Consider the following 21,509-nt stretch of genomic DNA (forward strand, 5'->3'; position numbering starts at 1 on the left):
GAGGATAGTTTGTTGTGACTCGTATTGTTGTTGTTGGTGGCGGTGCAGGCGGTTTAGAGCTTGTCACTAAATTAGGCCACACATTAGGAAGAAAAGGGCGAGCCCAAATCACGTTAGTAGACAGAAATGCCAGTCATTTATGGAAGCCGTTATTGCATGAAGTCGCAACCGGCTCTATGGATGAGGGGGTTGATGCGCTGAGTTATCGTGCCCATGCGAGAAATCATAGCTTTGATTTCCAAATGGGAAATCTTGAAGAGATTGATCGGGACCGAAAAGTCATCACTTTGGCTGAGTTGAAAGATGAGCATGGCGAACTGCTGATCCCACGTCGTGAAGTGGAATACGATATTCTGGTATTGGCTATCGGTTCAACATCGAATGACTTTAATACTGAGGGTGTTAAAGATCACTGTATCTTTTTAGATAGTCCGGAGCAGGCCAATTTATTCCGAACTGAGATGAACAATGAGTTTCTGAAACTTCATGCAAAAAATGGGGATGGAACGGTTGATATTGCGATTGTCGGAGCCGGTGCGACGGGCGTTGAACTCTCTGCGGAGTTACATAATGCAGTGAAAGAGCTGCGTAATTACGGTTTTGGTGATTTGGATTCAAATAAGTTGAATGTCCACCTGATTGAAGCCGGTGAGCGGATTCTTCCGGCCTTACCACCACGAATTTCTTCTGCTGCCCATCATGAACTCACCAAGCTGGGTGTGAATGTCCGCACGTCAACGATGGTCACTAAAGTTGAAGAAGACGGTCTGACGACCAAAGACGGTGAAAAGATTTCGGCGAAAATTATGGTCTGGGCCGCAGGGATTAAAGCACCTGATTTTATGAAAGATATCGCGGGTCTTGAGACTAACCGGATTAATCAGTTGGTGGTGACGAATACCTTACAGACGACTCGAGATGAAAATATTTTCGTGATTGGTGATTTGGCCCAGTGTACCCAATCGGATGGATCATTTGTTCCACCACGTGCACAGGCTGCCCATCAAATGGCAAGCCGGACATTTAAAAACATCGTTGCTAAATTGAATGACCGGGATATGAAGCCTTATGTTTATAAAGATCATGGTTCTCTGGTCTCTCTGAGTCGATTCTCAACCGTCGGTAGCCTGATGGGTAACCTGACGAAAGGTTCGATGATGGTTGAAGGAACAATTGCCCGAGTGGTTTATATTTCTCTGTATCGAATGCACCAGATGGCCCTACATGGGATGTTCAAAACAGCGTTGATGCTGCTGGTCGGAAGAATCAACAGGGTTCTTAGACCTAACCTGAAGCTGCACTAATTCAATAAAAACCGAACCATATAGCTGAATGCCATTCGCTTAAGAGCGAGTGGCATTCTTACCTCTAGAGCGTGAAAGATCTTTCACTGCTTTCTTGTGATGAAACGAATATACCACGTTGCCAATCAACTGCTGCTGCTCTTTTAACGTATATCTATCCGGGTAGCGATAAGACGTTATCAGTCCTTTTATATCAATTACTTGAATATCATCTGCGATAAATATCCAATCATGCAGACCGTTTCCCTATTGAGTTGTCCGCCAATTTTTGAGGGTAGTTATTGACTTAAATATCACTCTACTATCTTGTTTTCATTTGTATTAAGTATTGTGTCGGGGGGCATATTTGGATGTTTACTCATCATTGCTACCCATGTTTCTTGTAAAACTACCCATTTCTAGCCTTGTTTCTATCACGTCGAGCTGTAGTTTTAATGTTAAGGAAATCAAAACAAGGAATGTCATGGATAACATCTACTATCTATCGGCAAGAGCAGGACGCTTATTGCTAGTATTTGTTGGTCTGTCAATGATCATCTTCTCTATTGCGAGATTAGTACCGGGTGACCCCGCACGAATCGCATTAGGGCCTATGGCGACACCCGAACAAGTCGCTGAGTTACGTGACAGTATGGGCCTCAACGAGCCGCTGGTTAGTCAATATATCCAGTATGTCGGCAATTTGCTCGATGGTGATATGGGTGAGTCAACAATGACGGGGCGTGCTGTCTTCACTGATATTCAACAAGCCTTACCTGCAACACTGGAGTTGGTTGTGGTTGCCGTGTTTTTCACAGCCTGTCTGGGGATTCCGTTGGGGTTGTTCGCAGCATACAAACCTAATGGTGTGTTTGACCAGTTCTCACGGATTATTTCGTTGGTTGGTGTTGTTACGCCGTCATTTTTACTAGCCATCATGCTTCAGTTGATGGCCAGTGTCGGATGGTTTGATCTGCCTGTGACAGAAAGAATGTCCAGCATGGTGACGTTTGATGAATCATACACCGGTTTGCTCCTTATCGATTCACTACTCGCCGGTCGCTTTGATGTTTTTGCCGATAGTTTGCAGCATATTCTATTACCTGCAATTGCATTATCAGCGGCGGGTATCTCTCAGGTCATGCGTATTACCCGTTCTTCGATGATTGAATTTAGCCATCGTGACCACGTTGAAACACTGCGTGCATGTGGTGTCAGCCGTCCGCTGGTGAATTTTAAATATCTGTTACGTTTAAGTGCTTCTGCGCCATTGACGATTTTAGGGCTCGAGTTTGCTTCTTTGATTGGTAATGCTTTCGTCGTGGAAATGGTGTTCTCGTGGCCGGGTGTAGCCAGTTATGGCGTTCGTTCTATCCTGCATAAAGACTTCAATGCTGTGGTCGGTGTTGTATTGGTTTCTGGCGTGTTTTTCATCGTAGCAAACCTTCTTATCGACTTTGTTATTGGTCTTGTTGACCCACGAGTGAAACTGAAAGGGAAGTCATAGCATATGAGTAACTCAGAGACACATTTGCCAAATGGCGCGGAGGAGTTTGCTCCGGAAACAGCGAGTAAGCAGTACACAAATTTTGGAAGAGCCTGGTACCGTTTTACCCGTAATCATACCGCAGTCATCGGTTTATTCATTGTTGTTAGTGTGCTGCTGTTGGCGATATTCGCTCCGTTACTGGCCCCATACCCGGAACATGCCGGTAGCTTCGTTAATTTCAGGGCACGCCACTCAGCACCCAGTTTAGAGTACTTTATGGGGACTGATAACATCGGCCGCGATATTTTCAGCCGCGTGATTTACGGATACCGCATCTCGCTCTCATTAGTCGTTGGTGTTCTTGCTCTCTCTGTGCCGATTGGTGTTTTACTTGGGATCGTTGCTGCTTATGCCGGCGGTTGGGTTGAGCAGGTCATTATGCGTTTCAACGACATGCTACTTGCTGTACCACCACTGGCACTCGCTCTGGCAATCACATCGATTCTTGAACCAAACCTTGTTAACGCAATGATTGCGATCTCGTTCTTATGGTGGAACTGGCACTGCCGACTGATTTACCGCCTGGCAAAAAGTCTGGTAACAGAGGATTTTGTAGAAGCCGCTCGTTTAAGTGGCGCGTCTCACTGGCATATTATTTCTAAAGAGATTTTGCCTAACTGTATTGCTGCTATCAGCGTTAAAACGACGCTGGATGCCGGATTCGTCATCCTGTTTGGTGCAACACTAAGTTTTCTTGGGCTTGGGGTACAACCACCGACGCCGGATCTTGGCACCATGGTATCGACCGGATCAAGTTACTTACCGGAATACTGGTGGGAAGCGATTATGCCGGGGCTTGCAATCTTATATGCCATTCTGGGGTTCAACCTGCTTGGTGATGGATTACGTGATTTCTTTGATGTTGAGGTATAACCATGCACTTGATAGAAATGAATAACCTCAACCTTGCATTTAAGGTGTACGGCGGGACCAGAAAGGTACTGCACAATGTATCTATTCATATTAAGCCGGGCGAACGCGTTGCACTGATTGGTGAATCAGGTTCAGGCAAAAGTGTCACCAGTAAGTTCTTAATCGGCACACTGAATGATAGCCAGACAATTATAGAAAGTGGCGAACTGAAAGTGAACGGTAAAGACGCATTAAGCATGAGCTCTGTTGAGCGAGAATCGCTTAAAGGTTCTGTTATGTCGATGATTCAGCAGGATCCACAAACATCGTTTAACCCAGTGTTCCGCATCGGTACTCACTTGGACGATATTATGAAGGCCGGTGACAAGCTGATGAACATCTCAAACAGTGCTGCGAAGAGGAAGTCACATATTCTGGATGTGCTTCAGAAAGTAAAGCTGTTAGATCCTGAACGTGTCTACTCATCTTATCCTTGGCAGTTGTCGGGCGGAATGCGTCAAAGAGTGTTGATTGCGATGGCTTTGCTTCATCCGACTCGACTACTGATCGCTGACGAACCGGGAACAGCGTTAGACGTGACGACTCAGGATGAGATTATCAACCTAATCAATCAGTTGGTGATTGATGAAGAACTCGCACTGTTAATGGTGACTCACAATCTGGGTGTGGTTCGTAAAACCGCAGACCGGGTTTACGTTATGCAGCACGGCCGTATTGTTGAACACGGTGTGGTTAAGGATATTTTTGCGCATCCCAAACACCCATATACAGTAAGACTGTTTAACGCCGTACCGAAGTTATATGTGGATAGTGATTCAGCACAAAACAATGCAAGTGAGTCCGTTCTTGTCAGTCTGGTGGATGTAGAAAAATGTTTTATCACCAAGAAAAACTGGCGTGGGCAGGTGGTTGACGAAGTGGCGGCTGTTAAACCGCTCTCTTTAGATATTCACAAAGGCGATACGTTCGGGATCGCCGGTGAATCAGGCTCTGGTAAAACAACCTTAGCTCGTATGATTATGGGGATCATCGAGTCGACAAGTGGCAGCATCATGATTGAGAGCCGTCACTTGAAATCATGGCGTCAAAAGAAAGCAAACCGGCACAGTATTCAGATGGTTCACCAAAATCCAGCGGCGTCGTTAAATCCACGCCGTACCATTGCTCAAATACTTGAGGTTCCACTGAAGTTTATTGCTCAAAGCGAAAAACGTCAGCCGGAAATCGAGCGTTTATTAACGCTGGTGGAATTACCGCTGGAATATGCGGATATGTATCCGTCCAGCTTGTCCGGTGGTCAGAAGCAACGTGTGGCAATCGCACGAGCGCTGGCGGCTAACCCAACCATTTTGGTGTTAGATGAGCCGACTTCAGCTCTCGATGTATCCGTACAGAAAAGCATTATTTCTTTGTTGGAAAAATTACAGCAACAGCTTGGTCTGACATACATCTTTATTTCTCACGATTTAAGTTTAATGCGCAATTTCTGTAATCGGGTTGCGATCATGTTCCGCGGGCAATTGATTGAAAGCGGCAACACGAAAGAAATTTTTGAACAATCAACACAGCTTTATACCCGAGCACTTATTCGAGCAATCCCTGTGGTTAGCGATGATGAAGAGCAACATAAGCCCAAGATTAGTGACGAAGATGCGATGCGAGTCTTGCAGCAGGGATGATTTAAGGAGAGACAATGACAACATGTTATAGAATTGGCATTGATGTCGGTGGAACCAATACCGATGCCGTATTAATGAATTACAACGAAGTCGTCGTAACGACTAAGCAGCCAACGACAGAAGATGTCACGACAGGGATAGAAAAAGCGCTTCGCATTATTTTAGAAACCTCTGGCGTTGCATGTGCTGACATTCTGGGAGTGATGATTGGTACGACCCACTTCACTAATGCTGTCGTTGAGCGTAAGCACTTAACCAAAACTGCCGTTATTCGGCTATGTTTACCGGCAACCTTGAGTGTTCCTCCATTTGCAGGGTGGCCAGATGACATCAAATCATTGATTGATGCAGGTCGCTACATGGTGAAAGGTGGTTATGAGTTTGACGGACGCAAAATCAATCCATTAGATGAAGTTCACATCAAAGAGATCGCTCTTGAGCTGAAGAATAAAGGCGTGACTTCAGCAATCGTCAACAGCGTATTTAGCCCGGTGAATGATGATTCAGAAAAACGTGTTGCGGAAATCTTCGCAGAACTTTATCCCGAATGTCGTGTTGTTCTTTCTAATCAGGTCGGTCGAATTGGCCTGTTGGAACGTGAGAATGCTGCAATTCTGAATGCCAGCTTATTAGCGCTGAGTGAAAAAACTGTCGACGCATTTGCCAATGCACTGAAAGTGTGTGGTTTACATTGCCCATTCTTTATCACGCAAAACGACGGTACTTTAATGAACGCTGAGTTTGTTAAGCGATTCCCGGTTCTGACTTTTGCCAGCGGCCCGACCAACTCAATGCGCGGAGCTGTATTCCTTTCGGGTGAACAGGATGCCATTGTGGTTGATATTGGGGGGACGACTACGGATGTTGGTTTGGTGCAACAGGGCTTCCCGCGTCAGGCTTCATCAAGTGTTGATGTCGGCGGTATACGTACCAACTTCCGAATGCCGGATATGGTATCGGTCGGTTTAGGTGGTGGTAGCTGCGTGAACTTTAACCTCGGCATCATCGACAAAAAAATTGAAGTTGGTCCGCATAGTGTCGGTTACCGAATTACCGAAGAAGCACTGGTCTTTGGCGGTACACAGACAACAGCAACGGATATCGCTGTTGCCTCTGGTCGTGTGCAAGTTGGTGACGTTAGCAAAGTAACAAATATTGACGAATCACTTGTGGCACTTTCTCTTGAAGAAATAGATCGAATTATGCGCAACGTGGTTGAGAAAAACCGTCTTTCTTCAGCTCAGATTCCAGTCATCGTTGTCGGTGGTGGTTCTATTATCGCACCCGATGAAATTGGTGGTTTGAAAGCCATTAAACCAAATCATTTTTCAGTTGCAAACGCAGTCGGTGCGGCAATTGCTCAGGTGAGTGGTGAAGCCGATAAGATTTACAGTCTGACCAATTTAACGCGTCAAGAAGCGATTGATGATGCGGTGAGTGTTGCGATTGAGAGAGCCGTTGCAGCAGGTGCGAGTGCGCAAAGTATTCAAGTTATCGACCAAGAAGATGTGCCGTTAGCGTATTTACCAGGGAATGCCACTCGTATTCGAGTCAAAGTGGTCGGAGATTTGGAGTTTAACCATGATTGAACTAACGAAAAATGATATTGAAGCATTGGAAATCGGTACTGCTATTTTGGGGACCGGTGGTGGTGGTAATCCGTATTACGGGAAGCTGCACGCGATTGCAGAAATGGAAAAAGGATCAAAAGTTAATCTGATTCGTTTAAGTGAATTAGATGATGATGCTCTGGTTATTTCGGTTGGTAACATTGGTGCGCCGGCTGTCTCCATGGAAAAGATATGTGAGGGTCACGAAATTGTTCGTGCGATTCGCGCTATCGAAGAAGACATGGGTAAGAAAGTCGATGCCATTATTCCGGTAGAAATCGGTGGGGCGAACGGTCTTCGTCCAATCGCTATTGCCGCGATTACCGGGTTACCTCTGGTCGATGGTGACGGTATGGGGCGCGCTTTCCCGGAAATGCAGATGACAACATACAGTATTTATGGGCACTGCAGTGTACCTGCTGCGATGTCAGATGCACATGGTAATACGGTGATTTTCAAGAATCTGGTGGATGAGTTCTGGTTGGAACGTTTAGCCCGCGCATGTGTTGTGCAAATGGGTGGTGGTGCCGGGATGGTTGAAGCGCCAATGAAAGGGAGCTTTGTTAAGAAATACGCTGTACCTGGCACGGTGACTCAGGCAACCAATCTTGGTTTGGCGGTAATGCGTTCACATGTCGAAAAAACCAATCCTATCGAAGAAATCTGTGCCCATGAAAATGGCAAGGTGTTGTTTGAAGGTAAAATTGTCGATCTGGAAAGAAACATGGTTGCTGGTTTTACCCGCGGTAAAGTGAAGATCGAAGGTTCTGGTAGATTTGCTCAAAGCCAAGCCAGCATTGATATTCAAAATGAAAACTTGATCCTGAAAGTTAATGAGGCCGTTGTTTGTAGTGTACCTGACCTGATTATCATCCTGGATATTGAAACGGGTCATGCGATTACGACCGAAATCTTACGATTCGGTCAAAAAGTCGCGGTGTTAGCGATTCCGTGCCACCCGTTACTACGTTCCGAAAAAGCTTTGGAAATCATCGGTCCGGCGGCGTTTGGATACCCGGAAATTCAATACGTACCATTTAACTAAGTTTTTGGATAACTAAGGTCTTTTGACCTTTTACGATAAAGGAACTATCACATATGAAAACGACAATGGTTGCTGCGTTAACCGCAGCTGTACTTACCAGTGGCACCGCATTCGCAGAAAGTTATGATGATTTAACGGCGACAATGAATGTGATTCAGGTCGTCGGTAGTATTGACCCGGCAAAGGTGTCTGACTACACCGAATACATGATGGCAGTAAACTTGTACGACGGTTTAACGACGGCTGATACAACAGGTAAGATCGTTCCTCATCTTGCCAAAAGCTGGGATATTTCACCGAATGGTAAAACATTTACGTTCCATCTCGACGAAAATGCGAAATTTCAGGATGGCTCACCGCTTGAAGCAAAAGATGTGGTTTATTCTACAAAGCGCATGTTAACGCTAAACCAGGGTCCGGCTGGGTTCTTCCAGCCCTACCTTGATGCTGATGGGGTAAAAGCCACGGATGCTCACACTGTCACATTCACGCTGAAGCAACCATCGTCTGCTTTTCTGGCAATGACGCCGATTCTGTTCATTATTAATTCAGACGTAGCTCGGGAGCATGCGGGTAAAAATAAATGGGCGGAAGAATACTTAGCTTCGAACACGGCAGGTACCGGTGCGTACGAATTGGGTGAATGGCAACGGGGTAGCCGCATTATTCTGGAACGCAACCATGACTACTTTAAAGGCTTTACTGGTCATCCACTTGAGAGAGTTCGTATCTTGATCACCAATGATGAATCAACCATCAAAGCGTTAGCAAACAAAGGGGAACTTGATTTAAGTAGCACTTATCAGGCGAATGAAACTTTGTCAGCCATTGATAAGCTGAAAAATTATCATATCCAACAACTGAGTACAGCAAGTGGTTACTACGTTAAATTTAACAACCAGCTAGCACCGACAGATGATGTGAATATCCGTAAAGCGATTGCTCTGGCCATTGATTACGACCTCATTAATGAAGACTTGCACCCGGGTGAACCGATGGCGGGCCCATTGGCATCATTGTTTAAAGATTCGCACTTGGATTCGCTTGAACCGCCAAAACTGGATCTCGCGAAAGCAGCGGAGTACGTAAAAAAATCTAAATACGCAGGTCGCCCGATTCCTATTACGTTAGGTTATGTCGCGGGGTCTGCTTATGAAGAAGAAATTGCTCTGATGATGCAGGCGAACTTACAGACAATCGGCTTTAAACCCACGCTTCAGGCTGACCCTTGGAGCCGTATTACTGAAATTGCAGCTAAGCCAGAAACAACACCGAATGTAAACCAAATCTTCTTTGGTCCAACGTATTCGTCACCGCTTTCTGTGTTCTATAACCAGTACTCTTCAAAATCTGCCGGTTCTTGGGCGTCTATGTCATGGCTGAACGATCCAAAGGTTGACGACATGATTGATGCGGCGGGTACAACGTTAAACGACGACAAACGTAATGCGATCTATCAAGATTTACAAAAATATATCGTTGATAATCAGGTCGATACTTTCCTTCAGACAACATATTACCGTATGGCGGTTAATAACTGTTTGAGCGATATGAAGTTCATTCCGATTCAGAGCTTCTACTACGATTTCTCTCACTTTAACTGGTTGTGTCGTCCGGCAGGTCGTTAATACACCATCATGCAGTGGAGGGCCGCCTTCACTGCATTCTCCCGTGTCGTTTTAGGTAATGGATTATGTCGTTAAAGCAAACTATGACTGTGTTTGATTTGCTTGAAGATTCACAGGTAACAGGTCATGCTGTTGTCGCTCTGTTTGAGCACTTCGAGGGGGTCACTGCGACCACATACCCTGTCAAAGGGGATAAAGGCAGTACCGATATTGTGCGCATTGATATTCTGGGTACGAAAGGTAAAAAAGAGCAGGGTGATGCGCCGACGCTGGGTATTATTGGTCGACTCGGCGGTATTGGTGCCCGACCGGCCAGAATCGGTATGGTATCAGACGCGGATGGCGCAGTTGCTGCGATTGCCTGTGCTTTAAAACTGGCCACCATGCGTCAGCGAGGTGACGGCTTAGCGGGGGATGTGGTGATTACGACGCATATTTGTCCTTCTGCTCCTGTTCGTCCGCATAAGCCCGTGGACTTTATGGATTCACCGGTAACAACCGCCGAGATTTTACCTCATGAGGTGATTGACGAATGCGACGCATATCTGTCGATCGATACCACGAAAGGCAATCGTTATATCAACCACAAAGGTTTTGCTATCTCACCGACAGTGATTGATGGTTATATTTTGCATCCGGCTGATGATCTGATTGAATTAATGGAATTTGTCACGGGTAAAAAAGCCGTGTGCTTTCCACTGTCGACCGCTGACATCACCCCCTATTCGAATGGCCTTCATCATATTAACAGTATTATGCAACCAGCAACGGTAACGAATAAGCCTCTGGTAGGTATTGCTATCACCACCGAAACCTCAATTCCGGGTTGTGGTACTGGTGTGAGCCATGAAACGGATATTGCTGTTGTCAATGCGTTCTGTATTGAAGTTGCTAAGGCTTATGGGCGCAATGAATGTTCTTTTTATAGCGAAGAACAGTTTGAAGGGCTGAAGAAACACTATGGCTCAATGAGCCATCTGGTTCGTGAAAGTTAAACTCTTTATGGTATTCCTTAATGAATCCAACCCTTGTCATTTGCTAATTGAACTAAAGCCTGGCGGTTTTTCAAATCAAACTGCCTGAAGATGTTCTTCAAATGAAATTTTACGGTACTTTCGGACAGTCCTGTGTATTGAGCAATTTGCTTATTCGAAAGGCCTTCTGCTAAGCGCTGAATGATAAGCAACTGCTTATTTGTCAACTCGGTGACATTGATTTGCCTGCCGCTGAGTTGACATTTTTCTTCCCAATGTAAAATCGCCTGCTCAAATTGAGTGTATTGAATCCGCTTTTTCTCATCCGCTTTTATTTTCTTTAGTATTGGATTCAGCCAATGCATTTCCAGTAGTAGGGGGAGCCACAAATTCAGCTTATATGCACGATAGAACAGTGATAGCAGTTTGGTGGTCACGATCGAGGTATGGCCGTTGTGCCATAACAGTTTGATTTCCTGTAGTGAATAACAGATATCTGACCAAGCTGTATCATTTCGTTGATCCCAGTTTGTTTTTGGTGACTGGGGCGTTTTGTGGATGGTGATTAATCCAATATCGTTACGATAGTTAAGCCACTGATAAAACTCGGCAAATGAGCCAATCACCGTCGCTTTACTATCATTGATTTGATTTAGTTTGGTTTGTGCTTCTACCCAGCGCTCCTGCTGTTGCAGAATAAGAATCAACAACAGGTTGAAATAGAGCGTTGCATGAGGGTCTGAAAATCGGATTTGATATTCATAATGAAGTTCATCAAGAAGCGAAACAGCCTGTTCAAAATCATAATTGATCAGTTGTGTTGCAATACCGAAAAAGTCGAATTGGGTGATAAATTCCGGCCAGACTTCCGAGTGTTTACGTAAGATAGACACTTTATTCCATGATTTCAGTGCTGGAGAGCTTTCACCACGCATGAGCGCTATCATGCCATCGACAAGATCGATGAAGTTGTGCTCAAAACTCAACGTGTGATAAAAGCTGATGCGTTTAATATAACGCTTTGCTGCCTGACTGTGTTCAGCGGCAACATCAATATAACCCATACGCAAGTTAATCCGTGCCAGATTGAAATGGCAGTAGAAGATGAGGTATGGGATGTTATTTTTAATGGCGAGCTCTAATTCTTTACGCTGATATACAGCAGCCTGAAACCAGTCACCGAGGTTGCTATAATGAATCGATACCATACCGTAGTAGTTCATAATCGCGTTTTCATCTGCGGACAGATGGAATTCGAGTTGATGTAACTTGTCGAGTTTAAAGTCGTCGGAAGTTGCGGCGAAATAGGTATCGTATTTCGCTAGGATCAGGATGGCGATAGCTCGATCTTGTTCGTGTCGATAGTACGGCTGCTTGAGCAATTGTAAGTTTTCGATAAAGCCACGCGCTTCTACAAATTGCTGGTTTTTAAACAGATAGATTGTTTTTGCCCAGCATAGTGACAGCTCACTCTCAATAATTTCAACCGGGAATGCATCAAGAATTTGTTTTAATTCAGAAAAACCATGATAGTACCCGTACATGCCACTGCCACTTTGTTTGAACCAGTGTATGGCTAAGTCGATGTTTTGAGTATTGATAGCGGTTTGAATAGCGATGTATATTTGACCGCTTTTATAGTGATTTTTAGCCACGATGCGCATCGCTTCCTGATAAATTCGCGGATCGGCTCTGGCGATACTTTCTAATGTGTCTCGCAAGTATGGAATGCCCAGGATATAGCGCTCATCTCTGTCCAGCTCAATGAGCGGAGCGAGGTTTTCAATATGCGCACTCTCAAGCGAGACCAGATTTTTTTTGATATTGGCGCTAAAAGCCAGTGCGATCAAAAGTCGTTGTTCATGGTAAGACAGGCTTGGAAGTATCCTTGCCTGAATAAATTCCTGCAGTGATTCTTTGTATCGCTCGCTATCCAGTTCTTTCCAGTTGGCAACCAGTACCGGCCAACCTTTAGTCTGCAAATAAATATCGCTGTAATTATCCGGGTACAACTGTGCGATTTCATGTTGAGAGAACAACAGCGAGTGTTGATCAATCAGGGTGATTTTTTTGTATAGCAGCGCTTCAGAAATTAATTTGTTGTTGCCTATCCAGTTGGCACTAATAAATAAAGTCTGGTCTTTCGCTTCAAGCAGCGGACACATTTGTAACACCTGGTCCAGATGTTGATAAAACGCTCTTCCTAGCGGATCCCAAATTAAGTGACCACTCGGCTCGGTATCTTCAGGGTTCGGAAGCGAATTATAAATATCGCATTTCAGATAGTCAGAAAGTTGTTTCAATACCGTCGATTTTCCGCTGCCCGCCATACCATTTAAAATGACAATCGGGGATTTTTGGGTCGTGATGAAATGCAGGAGGGAGAAGCGTTCAATCATAATGTTACAGTCATGCTACGTGTTGTTATCACGCTAACATAATGTTAGAGGAAAGCAACCGTTAACCATTGGTAGTAAAGGCAATTGACAGTGGTTGCGTATGAAAAAGTAGATGATCTTGTGTTCAGCGCACAGCGGATGAAATTCGCTAAGCCACGACAACTTGACGCAAGGTCCGATGAAGGTTAGAGGGAAAATGCCCGCTGAATAAGCGGGCAATTTTGATCGTGATGAACACACTCAAACAGTGCTTTACTCTGATTATGTCGCTACGATGGATCCGGCACTTTTCTGACCTGTAAAATAATGCCCATCAGAGGATGATCGAAATAGAGCGTTTCACCGCTGCGCATTCTGCGTTTTTGGTCCAGTCGATATGACTTCAGAAAACGTTCTTCTGTGACTGTCGGAGAGATCGATTGAAGGTGACCAAACTGAACATTGTCATCTTCGTCTGTGGCATCTTGTGAAAAATCAACCGGGGTTTCTTCAACAGCAATATCCCGAACACTCGGTTCTTTCAGATCCAACAGAGCATCGACATAGAGATAATGTTGTACATAGACCTGTAATTTTCCATCTAGCTCATACAGGGGCTTCGGCACAGCTTTTTCAACTGTATCTTCAATGGGAGATTGCTGAGCTGCTGTCGACGGTGTGATTTCACGGCCGTCCGGATGAAACTGAGATGAGTAATCTTTGCCGGCTAAAATATGAAACGCAGGGGCATTTGCTTTACCTTCATCACCCTGACGCCAAGCGGTATGCAGCAATACCTGGAAGCCTGCATGATTTTTCAGGTTCTCTTCCTGCTTGTTCAACTTGTATTCTGAGGCCGGTAATCGTGTGACACCTTTTTGGTCGAGATAGGCCTGAGACCCCAAATTACCTGTATTTTTGTAATCTATCGGTGGGAGCACATTGGGCCATGTCTCATTGGTTTGTTCAGCATTCACGACGCGCTTAAAAATGATCACTTCAATGTCAAATTGGCGTTGTGCCCAAGAAGGCATGGCAATTAATAACATTAGCAGTGGGATCAGCTTATTCATTATGACTCCATTATGACCTAGCAGGCGATTCTCATCATGATTGCTCCCTGACATCAGGAAGCCGGTAGTATATTTTGCTGAAATTCATTCAGCATATCTCGGATAAAACCCAGTCGTTGGTTTCGTTCTTCCAGCGGCAGGGTAAATTTAAACTTCGTTGGGCCATCCATTCCGTATTGTTTGGGTTGAGACTGTAAGAGTTGCACTAAATACGCGGGATTAATACTAGCATTAAGATCAAATTCAATATAACCACCTTTACTGTGTGCTTCAATTTTCTTAATGTTCAGTGCAGCGGCTTCCAATTTCAGTTTACTGATTTCTAACAGGTTGAGTGCAGCATCCGGCAGTTTGCCAAAGCGATCAATCAATTCTACCCGCAATTCATTCAGTTCATCAGGATTCGACACACTTGCGATTTGCTTATACATCGACAGGCGGGTATTGATGTCTGGAATATAGTCATCGGGAAGCAGAGCCGGTAACCGGAGTTCCACTTCTGTTTGCGTTTTCAGTAAGTCGTCGAGGGAAGGCTCTTTACCGGATTTCAGCGCATCGACCGCCTGCTCAAGCATTTCCATATAAAGTGTAAAGCCGACGGACTGGATTTGTCCGCTCTGTTCTTCACCGAGTAGCTCGCCCGCGCCCCGGATTTCAAGGTCATGGGTTGCAAGCGTAAATCCGGCCCCCAGATCTTCAAGAGAAGCCAGAGCTTCTAACCGTTTGACGGCATCTTTGGTCATCGCTTTCGGATGTGGGGTCAACAAGTAAGCGTAGGCTTGGTGATGTGAACGCCCGACTCGTCCCCGTAACTGGTGGAGTTGCGCGAGGCCTAATGTGTCGGCCCGGTGCATAATGATCGTATTGGCGGTCGGTACATCAATCCCCGTTTCAATGATGGTCGTGCAAACCAGCAGATTAAAACGCTGATGATAAAAATCATTCATAATGCGTTCCAGTTCACGTTCACGCATCTGACCATGTGCCACGGTAATCCGGGCTTCGGGAATCAGTTTCTCAAGATCGGCCGCGACTTTATCAATCGTTTCAACCTGATTATGCAGATAGTACACCTGCCCGCCACGCATGACCTCACGCAATACTGCTTCTCGGACAATCGTCGGATCACTTTGCCGGACAAATGTTTTAACGGCTAAGCGTCGTGCGGGTGGGGTCGCAATGATGGATAAATCTCGCATCCCGCTCATTGCCATATTCAACGTTCTGGGAATCGGTGTTGCCGTGAGCGTGAGGATATCAACATCTGCCCGCATCGCCTTGACTTTTTCTTTCTGACGCACCCCGAAGCGGTGCTCTTCATCAACAATCAATAGCCCGAGATCTTTAAATTTCAACTCGCTGGAGAGGAGTTTATGGGTGCCGACTAAAATATCAATCTTGCCATCCGCCACATCTTGCAGGATTTGTTTCTGTTCTTTGGCTGTTTTAAAGCGAGAGAGAACTTCAACGCGGATGGGATGATTGGCAAAGCGGTCTCTGAAGTTTTCAAAATGTTGTTGCGCCAGCAACGTTGTCGGCACTAAAACTGCGACTTGTTTGCTGTTATCGGTACAGACAAAGGCCGCGCGCATGGCAACTTCTGTCTTACCGAAACCGACATCACCGCAGACTAAGCGATCCATGGCTTTGTTTTGACACATGTCTGAAAGAACAGCGTTGATCGCCATTGACTGATCATCCGTTTCTTCAAACGGGAAGCTGGCTTTGAACGTCGCATACTGTTCACGATCCAGCGCGAAGACATGGCCCGGCTTTAACTCTCGTTTGGCGTAGACATCCAGTAATTCGGCCGCGACGTCCCGGGCTTTCTCTGCGGCTTTACGCCGCGCTCTGGTCCAGCTTTCTCCACCCAGTTTATGAATCGGGGCATTTTCATCGGCACCACCGGAATAGCGACTAATCAGGTTCAGTGCGGAAACCGGAACATAAAGCTTGGCTTCTCCCTGATATTCCAGCGTGACATATTCTGTGGTAATGCCACCCACTTCTAATGTCTGTAATCCGATATAACGTCCGATACCATGATCAATATGAACTACGGGCTGGCCGGGTTTGAGTTCTGCAAGATTACGGATGATCGCGTCACTATTGGTGACTCGTTTGTCTTTCTTTCGCCGTTGGACAACCCGATCGCCAAGAAGATCACTTTCACAAATCAAGGCAACCTGTTGTTCATGCAGGATAAACCCATGCTCAGCCGTTCCGAGGATCAACGCATATTTTTCATCACTCAGACAAGCATCCTGAAAAGACGGCAGTGTCGTCGGGCGTAATTTGATCCGTTGTAGGAGTTCGAGCAGCGCTTCACGACGACCTTCCGATTCGACGGAGAATACAATTTGTCCCGTATGGGATTCAACAAACTGACGCAGTGCTGCTAATGGCTCTTTATGCTGGTGCTGCGCTTTGATTTCCGGGAGCGGGGAGACTTGAAGATTGAACCGTCCCGCTTTTTCAGTGACAGGTTTACTATGAACCTGAAATTGTGAAAAAGGTTTCAACATGGCAAAAAGTTGATCTTTTTGCAGCCAGAGTTCAGCAGGTTCAAGCAGTGGCCGTAATGGATCAACGCGTCTTTGTTCATAACGCTCATGAACATCATTCAGAAACCGATCAATCGATGGTTCAATATCACCGACGACAATCAGCTGAGTCTCTGGCGGTAAATAGTCGAAGAGCGTTTCAGTGTGATCGAAAAACAAGGGTTGCCAGTATTCAATACCTGCCGGCCATATCCCTTTTGAGACTTGCATATAGACGGATTCAGGTTCTCTGGAGGCTTCAAAACGCTGACGAAAGCGGCTCCGGAACGCTTCGATTGCCGTGGCCGTTGTCGGGAACTCGTGAGCCGGCAGAAGCCGAACTTCTTGAATTTCTTCTATCGAACGCTGATTTTCCGGATCAAAGGTTCGAATGGTGTCAATCTCATCATCAAAAAAGTCAAAACGATAGGGGAGGTCGCTGCCCATTGGGAACAGGTCGAGAATAGCTCCCCGACTTGCATACTCACCCGGGCCAAATACTTGATCGACATGACGATAGCCGGCATTTTCAAGTTGTTCTCTGAGCTTTACTAAAGAAAAGCGATCTCTTTGTTTGACGATCAGCGTATGTTGCAGCAAAAAATCGCGGGGTGACTGTCTTTGCAGTAATGTCGTCACCGGGATAATCGTTATCCCACCCGGTTGTTTGGGCAGGTGATAGAGCCGTGAGATCCGATCAGAGATAATATCCTGATGCGGGGAAAAACTGTCATAAGGCAGTGTTTCCCAGTCCGGGAATACCGTGACACCGGCTGAGTAAAATTGTTCGATTTCCTGCTGTAATTTCAACGCCATCTGCGGGTCCGCAGTGACGAGCAGCGTATGGTGTTGATGCCGATGGGACAGCTCTGCTGCCACCAGTGCAAGACTGGCACCCGTCAGGTTACCGATCTGTTTTTTATCTCCCGGGCCTTGAGTGGCCGGAAGCGATAGAATGGGATTTAAGCTGGTCATGAGTTTGCTATTTATTTCTTTCAAGAGAGCGACGACGGAGTAGTTTCTGCTGTTGATATAGAGCGGCTCGAATTAATAAATCCTGATCGGATTCTCTCAGGAGGTCATATTTCACGGTCACAAGATAGTGTTCGTCTTCAGCCTGACAGTTGCCAACATGAGCATAACAATATATAGCGGCAGGTGGATGATCCAGAAACAGTTTGACGCGTAGTAATGTATCGATATCTAGCGGTTGATGGCTGACATAAGTAAACTGGCTGGCACCAAACGATTCAGTCTGGTGGCGTTGCTGAGGATCATCTTGCTGAGACAACATAAAGTTCAGCAGCATGTTTAATTTGGTATTTTGACTATCCAGCAACTGAATGAGATTTTTAAAATCATTATTTTTCAGTTCTTGCCGGGCCACATCACCAAGTTGGTCAAGATGACTGAATTCACATGCAACAATAAATGGTACAGGGATTTCACTTTCAAATACCTCTTCAGAAGGGAATGATGCCCCTGCCGCCAAAGGCTCGATATTGATTGTGAGTGCATGTTGCACTGTAAAAAACTCTTGTTCGACCATGGTTCATTCCTCATCTTTGCATGTTGATTATCGCTATACGAATGAACTAATCAAGGTATAGAGCTGTCATTTGTATGAATTAACAATGAATTGGCAAATTAATGCTACAACCTGAGTCAGTTTATCGTTAAAGTACCGTGCAATAGTCTTTATTGGTTTATAGTATGTTTCGTCCTGTTTCGGTATTTATAGGGTTCAGATATTTACGAGGACAGTCAGGTGATCGGTTCAGCCGTTTTGTTTCCCGTATTTCAACGGTCGGTATCACCATCGGTGTGTTAGCGCTGGTCACGGTCTTGTCGGTCATGAATGGCTTTGAGTCTCAACTGAAAAACCGGATTCTCGGGGTTTTACCGCATGCGGTGGTTTATCAGGGACATGAACGAACCCAATGGCAAGCAACGCCGCCGTCTTTCCTTCAACAGTTTCCCGCGCAATCCTCCCCTGAACCAATTGTACGCAGTGAAGCGGTTGTTCAGAGTGCGAGCGAGCTATCGGCCGGCATCATGCTAGGGATTGAGCCTCAGGACAACGATCCACTTGCACAATATTTGATCATCGGAACGATGCAAGATTTACATGCCGGAGATTATACACTTTTCCTCGGTCATCAGTTAGCAAGACAACTGAATGTTTCTCAAGGCGATAAAGTCCGTCTGATGGTGACACAAGCGAGTCAGTTTACACCTCTGGGGCGCATTCCCAGTCAACGCAACTTTACCGTCGCCGGTATCTTTAACACCGGTTCTGATATCGATGCTCAACTGATGATTACCCATATCCATGATGCGCAGCGGCTATTACGTTTCAATGAGCACACCATTTCCGGCTGGCGATTGTCGTTTGCCGACCCTTTTATGGTCTCTGAACTGGCGAAAAAACCATTACCACAAGGGTGGCACTGGAGTGACTGGCGGGATCAGCGTGGCGAATTATTTCAGGCCGTGCGGATGGAAAAAAACATGATGGGGCTGATGCTGGGACTGATTGTCGCCATCGCCGCTTTTAATATTATTTCTGCGTTGATCATGGTTGTGATGGAAAAACAGTCAGAAGTGGCGATTTTGAAAACGCAGGGGATGACCAATTTGCAGGTTCTGTTTGTCTTTATTGTTCAGGGGGCCAGCAGTGGTATTGCCGGTGCGCTGAGTGGTGGTATTCTCGGCATCCTGACTGCGAGTTACCTGAATTCGATTTTACAAATATTGGGGGTGGACTTGATTGCGATGGGCGGTTCGTTACCCGTGATGATTCGGCCCAGCCAAATTGTAGTGGTGGAGTTGCTGACCATTGCTTTGAGTCTTTTGGCAACCTTATATCCTTCACTCCGTGCATCGTCCGTTCATCCAGCAGAGGCTTTACGATATGAATAATCTCCTTGAATGTCGCCAGCTCACTAAAATTTATCGGGAAGGAGAGCTTGCGACACATGTCTTACAAGGTGTCAGCTTTTCGATGCAGCCTGGAGAGTTTGCTTCGATAGTGGGGTCATCCGGCTCGGGGAAAAGCACCTTACTACACATCTTAGGGGCTCTTGATCAACCCACCAGTGGCGATGTGACGTTTTTAGGTCATGACATGTTGCAGCTCCGCTCCGCGCAGCAGGCAAAAATCCGTAATCAACACATTGGCTTTGTGTATCAGTTTCATCACTTACTCGCCGATTTTTCAGCATTAGAAAATGTGGCAATGCCGTTGCTGATTGGTGGTGAGTCAGTTGCCAATGCGACCCACACGGCGCAACAATGGCTTGCCCGTGTCGGGCTTGATCACCGGCTCTCTCATCGCCCGAGTGAACTTTCGGGCGGCGAGCGGCAACGGGTTGCGATAGCCCGGGCGCTGGTCAACAAACCATCTCTGGTATTAGCGGATGAACCAACTGGTAATCTGGATCATCAGACGGCCCTGGCTGTGTATGAGCTAATGAGAGAGTTGAATGAAGATTCTCAGACAGCATTTTTAGTGGTCACGCATGATCAGGAACTTGCGGGAAAAATGAATCGTATTCTGACGATGAAAGACGGTTTACTGACGTCGTAAGGAGAGCACAAAGTGATTTCATCATTATCTCTGATGATTGGTCGTCGTTTTAGCCGTTCCAAAAAAAGAAACAAACTGGTTTCCTTTATTTCAATGTCCTCCACTCTAGGGATTGCTTTCGGGGTGGCTGTGATTGTGATTGGTTTATCAGCGATGAACGGGTTTGAAAGAGAATTAGATAACCGGGTTCTATCAGTGATCCCGCATGGTGAATTTGAGGGGGTCGAAGGGCCGCTCCAAGCATGGCCGGCCATGATGAAGAAAGTCACTTCTTTTCCTCAGATTGTTGCGGCAGCACCTTATGTCCGGTTTACCGCGTTGGCAGAGAAAGGCCAGCAACTGAAAGCGATAGAGGTCCGTGGTATTGACCCAGAGATGGAGCGTCACGTGTCTGAGCTTTCCCGCTATATCACGGGACAGACATTTACGAAGGCTTCTCCCGGTAAGCATCAGGTCATCCTCGGGCAGGGCGTTGCCCAACGTTTGGGTGTCCATGTCGGTGACGCTTTGACATTGATGGTGCCGAATATGTCTGGGGGAGCCAAATCACTGAAAGCCCCTCAACGGATACGGGTCACATTGGTTGGCGTATTGGCACTGCATGGGCAGATTGATCACAATCTGGCATTGATTCCTCTGGAAGATGCACAGCAATATACCAGTATTGGTTCAGCGGTGACCGGTGTATCCGTCAAAGTACATGATGTGTTCCGTGCCGAGCAGATTGTGCGTCAGGTCGGTAATCAGCTCAATCAATATGTTTATCTGCGAAGCTGGCAGCGGCAGTACGGCTATCTTTACCGGGATATTCAGTTGGTGCGTACAATTTTGTATCTGGTGATGGTTCTCGTGATTGGGGTGGCAAGTTTTAATATTGTTTCAACCTTAATGATGGCGGTGAAAGATCGCGCTGCGGAAATTGCGATTTTGAGAACGATGGGGGCTTCGGATCGCTTGATTCGGCAGATATTCATGTGGCAGGGAATTTTTTCCGGTGTATTGGGTAGCCTGTGTGGCAGCGTCATTGGCGTATTGGTTGCAATGAATCTCACCGGGCTGATTCAACAACTTGAATCACTCATCGGTCATCACTTTTTATCGGGTGATATTTATTTTGTCGACTTTCTGCCATCTCAAGTGGAAGTCCGAGATGTGGTGTTGGTGTCTGGAACCGCAATTTTGTTAAGCCTGGCTGCGACATTCTATCCCGCCTTGAAGGCGAGTCGTCTTAATCCCGCAACCGTTCTTTCTTCCCGATAGATTCCCTTCGATAGACACTTTTCTA

General features: G+C 46.0%; 15 protein-coding genes. 11 read left to right on the forward strand and 4 right to left on the reverse strand.

Going from position 1 to position 21,509, the window contains the following annotated elements; all coding sequences use genetic code 11:
- The first annotated feature begins 14 nt into the window (after window positions 1-14).
- The 8 genes from BSQ33_RS14895 to BSQ33_RS14930 all read left to right on the forward strand — a co-directional run bounded on the left by BSQ33_RS14895 (window position 15) and on the right by BSQ33_RS14930 (window position 10,662).
- Window positions 15-1,304 carry an NAD(P)/FAD-dependent oxidoreductase gene (locus BSQ33_RS14895; protein WP_021020102.1) on the forward strand — a complete coding sequence of 430 codons (1,290 nt, stop codon included), beginning with the start codon at window positions 15-17 and terminating at the stop codon, window positions 1,302-1,304.
- 463 nt (window positions 1,305-1,767) lie between these two features.
- Window positions 1,768-2,790, forward strand: a complete 1,023-nt coding sequence (locus tag BSQ33_RS14900; RefSeq protein ID WP_021020103.1) for an ABC transporter permease — start codon at window positions 1,768-1,770, stop codon at window positions 2,788-2,790.
- A 3-nt stretch (window positions 2,791-2,793) separates the two neighbouring features.
- Window positions 2,794-3,705, forward strand: coding sequence for an ABC transporter permease (locus BSQ33_RS14905; RefSeq protein WP_072961001.1), 912 nt, complete (start codon window positions 2,794-2,796; stop codon window positions 3,703-3,705).
- A 2-nt stretch (window positions 3,706-3,707) separates the two neighbouring features.
- Window positions 3,708-5,384: a dipeptide ABC transporter ATP-binding protein gene (locus tag BSQ33_RS14910; RefSeq protein ID WP_021020105.1), complete on the forward strand. Its 1,677-nt coding sequence runs from the start codon at window positions 3,708-3,710 to the stop codon at window positions 5,382-5,384.
- A gap of 14 nt (window positions 5,385-5,398) precedes the next feature.
- Window positions 5,399-6,973 (forward strand): hydantoinase/oxoprolinase N-terminal domain-containing protein, encoded by a 1,575-nt coding sequence (locus tag BSQ33_RS14915; protein WP_088134423.1) that lies wholly within the window; start codon window positions 5,399-5,401, stop codon window positions 6,971-6,973.
- On the forward strand, window positions 6,966-8,039 hold the full coding sequence (locus tag BSQ33_RS14920) for a DUF917 domain-containing protein (protein ID WP_021020107.1): 1,074 nt from the start codon (window positions 6,966-6,968) through the stop codon (window positions 8,037-8,039). The genes BSQ33_RS14915 and BSQ33_RS14920 overlap by 8 nt, the downstream gene beginning before the upstream one ends.
- A gap of 53 nt (window positions 8,040-8,092) precedes the next feature.
- Window positions 8,093-9,667 carry an ABC transporter substrate-binding protein gene (locus BSQ33_RS14925; RefSeq protein WP_088134424.1) on the forward strand — a complete coding sequence of 525 codons (1,575 nt, stop codon included), beginning with the start codon at window positions 8,093-8,095 and terminating at the stop codon, window positions 9,665-9,667.
- A gap of 65 nt (window positions 9,668-9,732) precedes the next feature.
- Window positions 9,733-10,662: a DUF1177 domain-containing protein gene (locus BSQ33_RS14930; RefSeq protein WP_088134425.1), complete on the forward strand. Its 930-nt coding sequence runs from the start codon at window positions 9,733-9,735 to the stop codon at window positions 10,660-10,662.
- A 17-nt stretch (window positions 10,663-10,679) separates the two neighbouring features.
- Here BSQ33_RS14930 and BSQ33_RS14935 read toward each other — a convergent pair whose 3' ends face one another.
- The 4 genes from BSQ33_RS14935 to BSQ33_RS14950 form a co-directional block, all read right to left on the reverse strand.
- A complete protein-coding gene (locus BSQ33_RS14935; protein ID WP_088134426.1) occupies window positions 10,680-13,040 on the reverse strand; it encodes a response regulator transcription factor in 2,361 nt (786 codons plus the stop codon).
- 269 nt (window positions 13,041-13,309) lie between these two features.
- Window positions 13,310-14,092, reverse strand: coding sequence for a peptidoglycan binding protein CsiV (locus BSQ33_RS14940; RefSeq protein ID WP_021020111.1), 783 nt, complete (start codon window positions 14,090-14,092; stop codon window positions 13,310-13,312).
- A 53-nt stretch (window positions 14,093-14,145) separates the two neighbouring features.
- Window positions 14,146-17,610, reverse strand: a complete 3,465-nt coding sequence (gene mfd / locus BSQ33_RS14945) for a transcription-repair coupling factor (RefSeq protein ID WP_088134427.1) — start codon at window positions 17,608-17,610, stop codon at window positions 14,146-14,148.
- A 7-nt stretch (window positions 17,611-17,617) separates the two neighbouring features.
- Window positions 17,618-18,184, reverse strand: a complete 567-nt coding sequence (locus tag BSQ33_RS14950) for a PilZ domain-containing protein (RefSeq protein ID WP_088134428.1) — start codon at window positions 18,182-18,184, stop codon at window positions 17,618-17,620.
- Between the two features lie 164 nt (window positions 18,185-18,348).
- Here BSQ33_RS14950 and lolC point away from each other — a divergent pair, with 164 nt between their 5' ends.
- The 3 genes from lolC to lolE are packed head-to-tail and all read left to right on the forward strand — an operon-like array spanning window position 18,349 to window position 21,484.
- Window positions 18,349-19,557 carry a lipoprotein-releasing ABC transporter permease subunit LolC gene (gene lolC, locus BSQ33_RS14955; RefSeq protein WP_021020114.1) on the forward strand — a complete coding sequence of 403 codons (1,209 nt, stop codon included), beginning with the start codon at window positions 18,349-18,351 and terminating at the stop codon, window positions 19,555-19,557.
- On the forward strand, window positions 19,550-20,224 hold the full coding sequence (gene lolD, locus BSQ33_RS14960; protein WP_021020115.1) for a lipoprotein-releasing ABC transporter ATP-binding protein LolD: 675 nt from the start codon (window positions 19,550-19,552) through the stop codon (window positions 20,222-20,224). Before lolC ends, lolD begins: the two co-directional genes overlap by 8 nt.
- A gap of 12 nt (window positions 20,225-20,236) precedes the next feature.
- Complete coding sequence (lolE, locus tag BSQ33_RS14965; protein ID WP_088134429.1) at window positions 20,237-21,484, forward strand: lipoprotein-releasing ABC transporter permease subunit LolE; 1,248 nt, start codon at window positions 20,237-20,239, stop codon at window positions 21,482-21,484.
- Window positions 21,485-21,509 lie beyond the last annotated feature (25 nt).

It is taken from the genome of Vibrio gazogenes (assembly GCF_002196515.1).
In the GTDB taxonomy this organism is placed as follows: domain Bacteria; phylum Pseudomonadota; class Gammaproteobacteria; order Enterobacterales; family Vibrionaceae; genus Vibrio; species Vibrio gazogenes_A.

Bases quoted from the DNA above. Each gene is read 5' to 3' on its own strand.
- BSQ33_RS14940 (WP_021020111.1), bottom strand. From the start codon at position 14,092: ATGAATAAGCTGATCCCACTGCTAATGTTATTAATTGCCATGCCTTCT.
- BSQ33_RS14935 (WP_088134426.1), bottom strand. From the start codon at position 13,040: ATGATTGAACGCTTCTCCCTCCTGCATTTCATCACGACCCAAAAATCC.
- BSQ33_RS14910 (WP_021020105.1), top strand. From the start codon at position 3,708: ATGCACTTGATAGAAATGAATAACCTCAACCTTGCATTTAAGGTGTAC.
- BSQ33_RS14950 (WP_088134428.1), bottom strand. From the start codon at position 18,184: ATGGTCGAACAAGAGTTTTTTACAGTGCAACATGCACTCACAATCAAT.
- BSQ33_RS14925 (WP_088134424.1), top strand. From the start codon at position 8,093: ATGAAAACGACAATGGTTGCTGCGTTAACCGCAGCTGTACTTACCAGT.
- BSQ33_RS14930 (WP_088134425.1), top strand. From the start codon at position 9,733: ATGTCGTTAAAGCAAACTATGACTGTGTTTGATTTGCTTGAAGATTCA.
- lolD (WP_021020115.1), top strand. From the start codon at position 19,550: ATGAATAATCTCCTTGAATGTCGCCAGCTCACTAAAATTTATCGGGAA.
- mfd (WP_088134427.1), bottom strand. From the start codon at position 17,610: ATGACCAGCTTAAATCCCATTCTATCGCTTCCGGCCACTCAAGGCCCG.
- BSQ33_RS14905 (WP_072961001.1), top strand. From the start codon at position 2,794: ATGAGTAACTCAGAGACACATTTGCCAAATGGCGCGGAGGAGTTTGCT.
- BSQ33_RS14920 (WP_021020107.1), top strand. From the start codon at position 6,966: ATGATTGAACTAACGAAAAATGATATTGAAGCATTGGAAATCGGTACT.
- BSQ33_RS14915 (WP_088134423.1), top strand. From the start codon at position 5,399: ATGACAACATGTTATAGAATTGGCATTGATGTCGGTGGAACCAATACC.
- BSQ33_RS14900 (WP_021020103.1), top strand. From the start codon at position 1,768: ATGGATAACATCTACTATCTATCGGCAAGAGCAGGACGCTTATTGCTA.
- lolC (WP_021020114.1), top strand. From the start codon at position 18,349: ATGTTTCGTCCTGTTTCGGTATTTATAGGGTTCAGATATTTACGAGGA.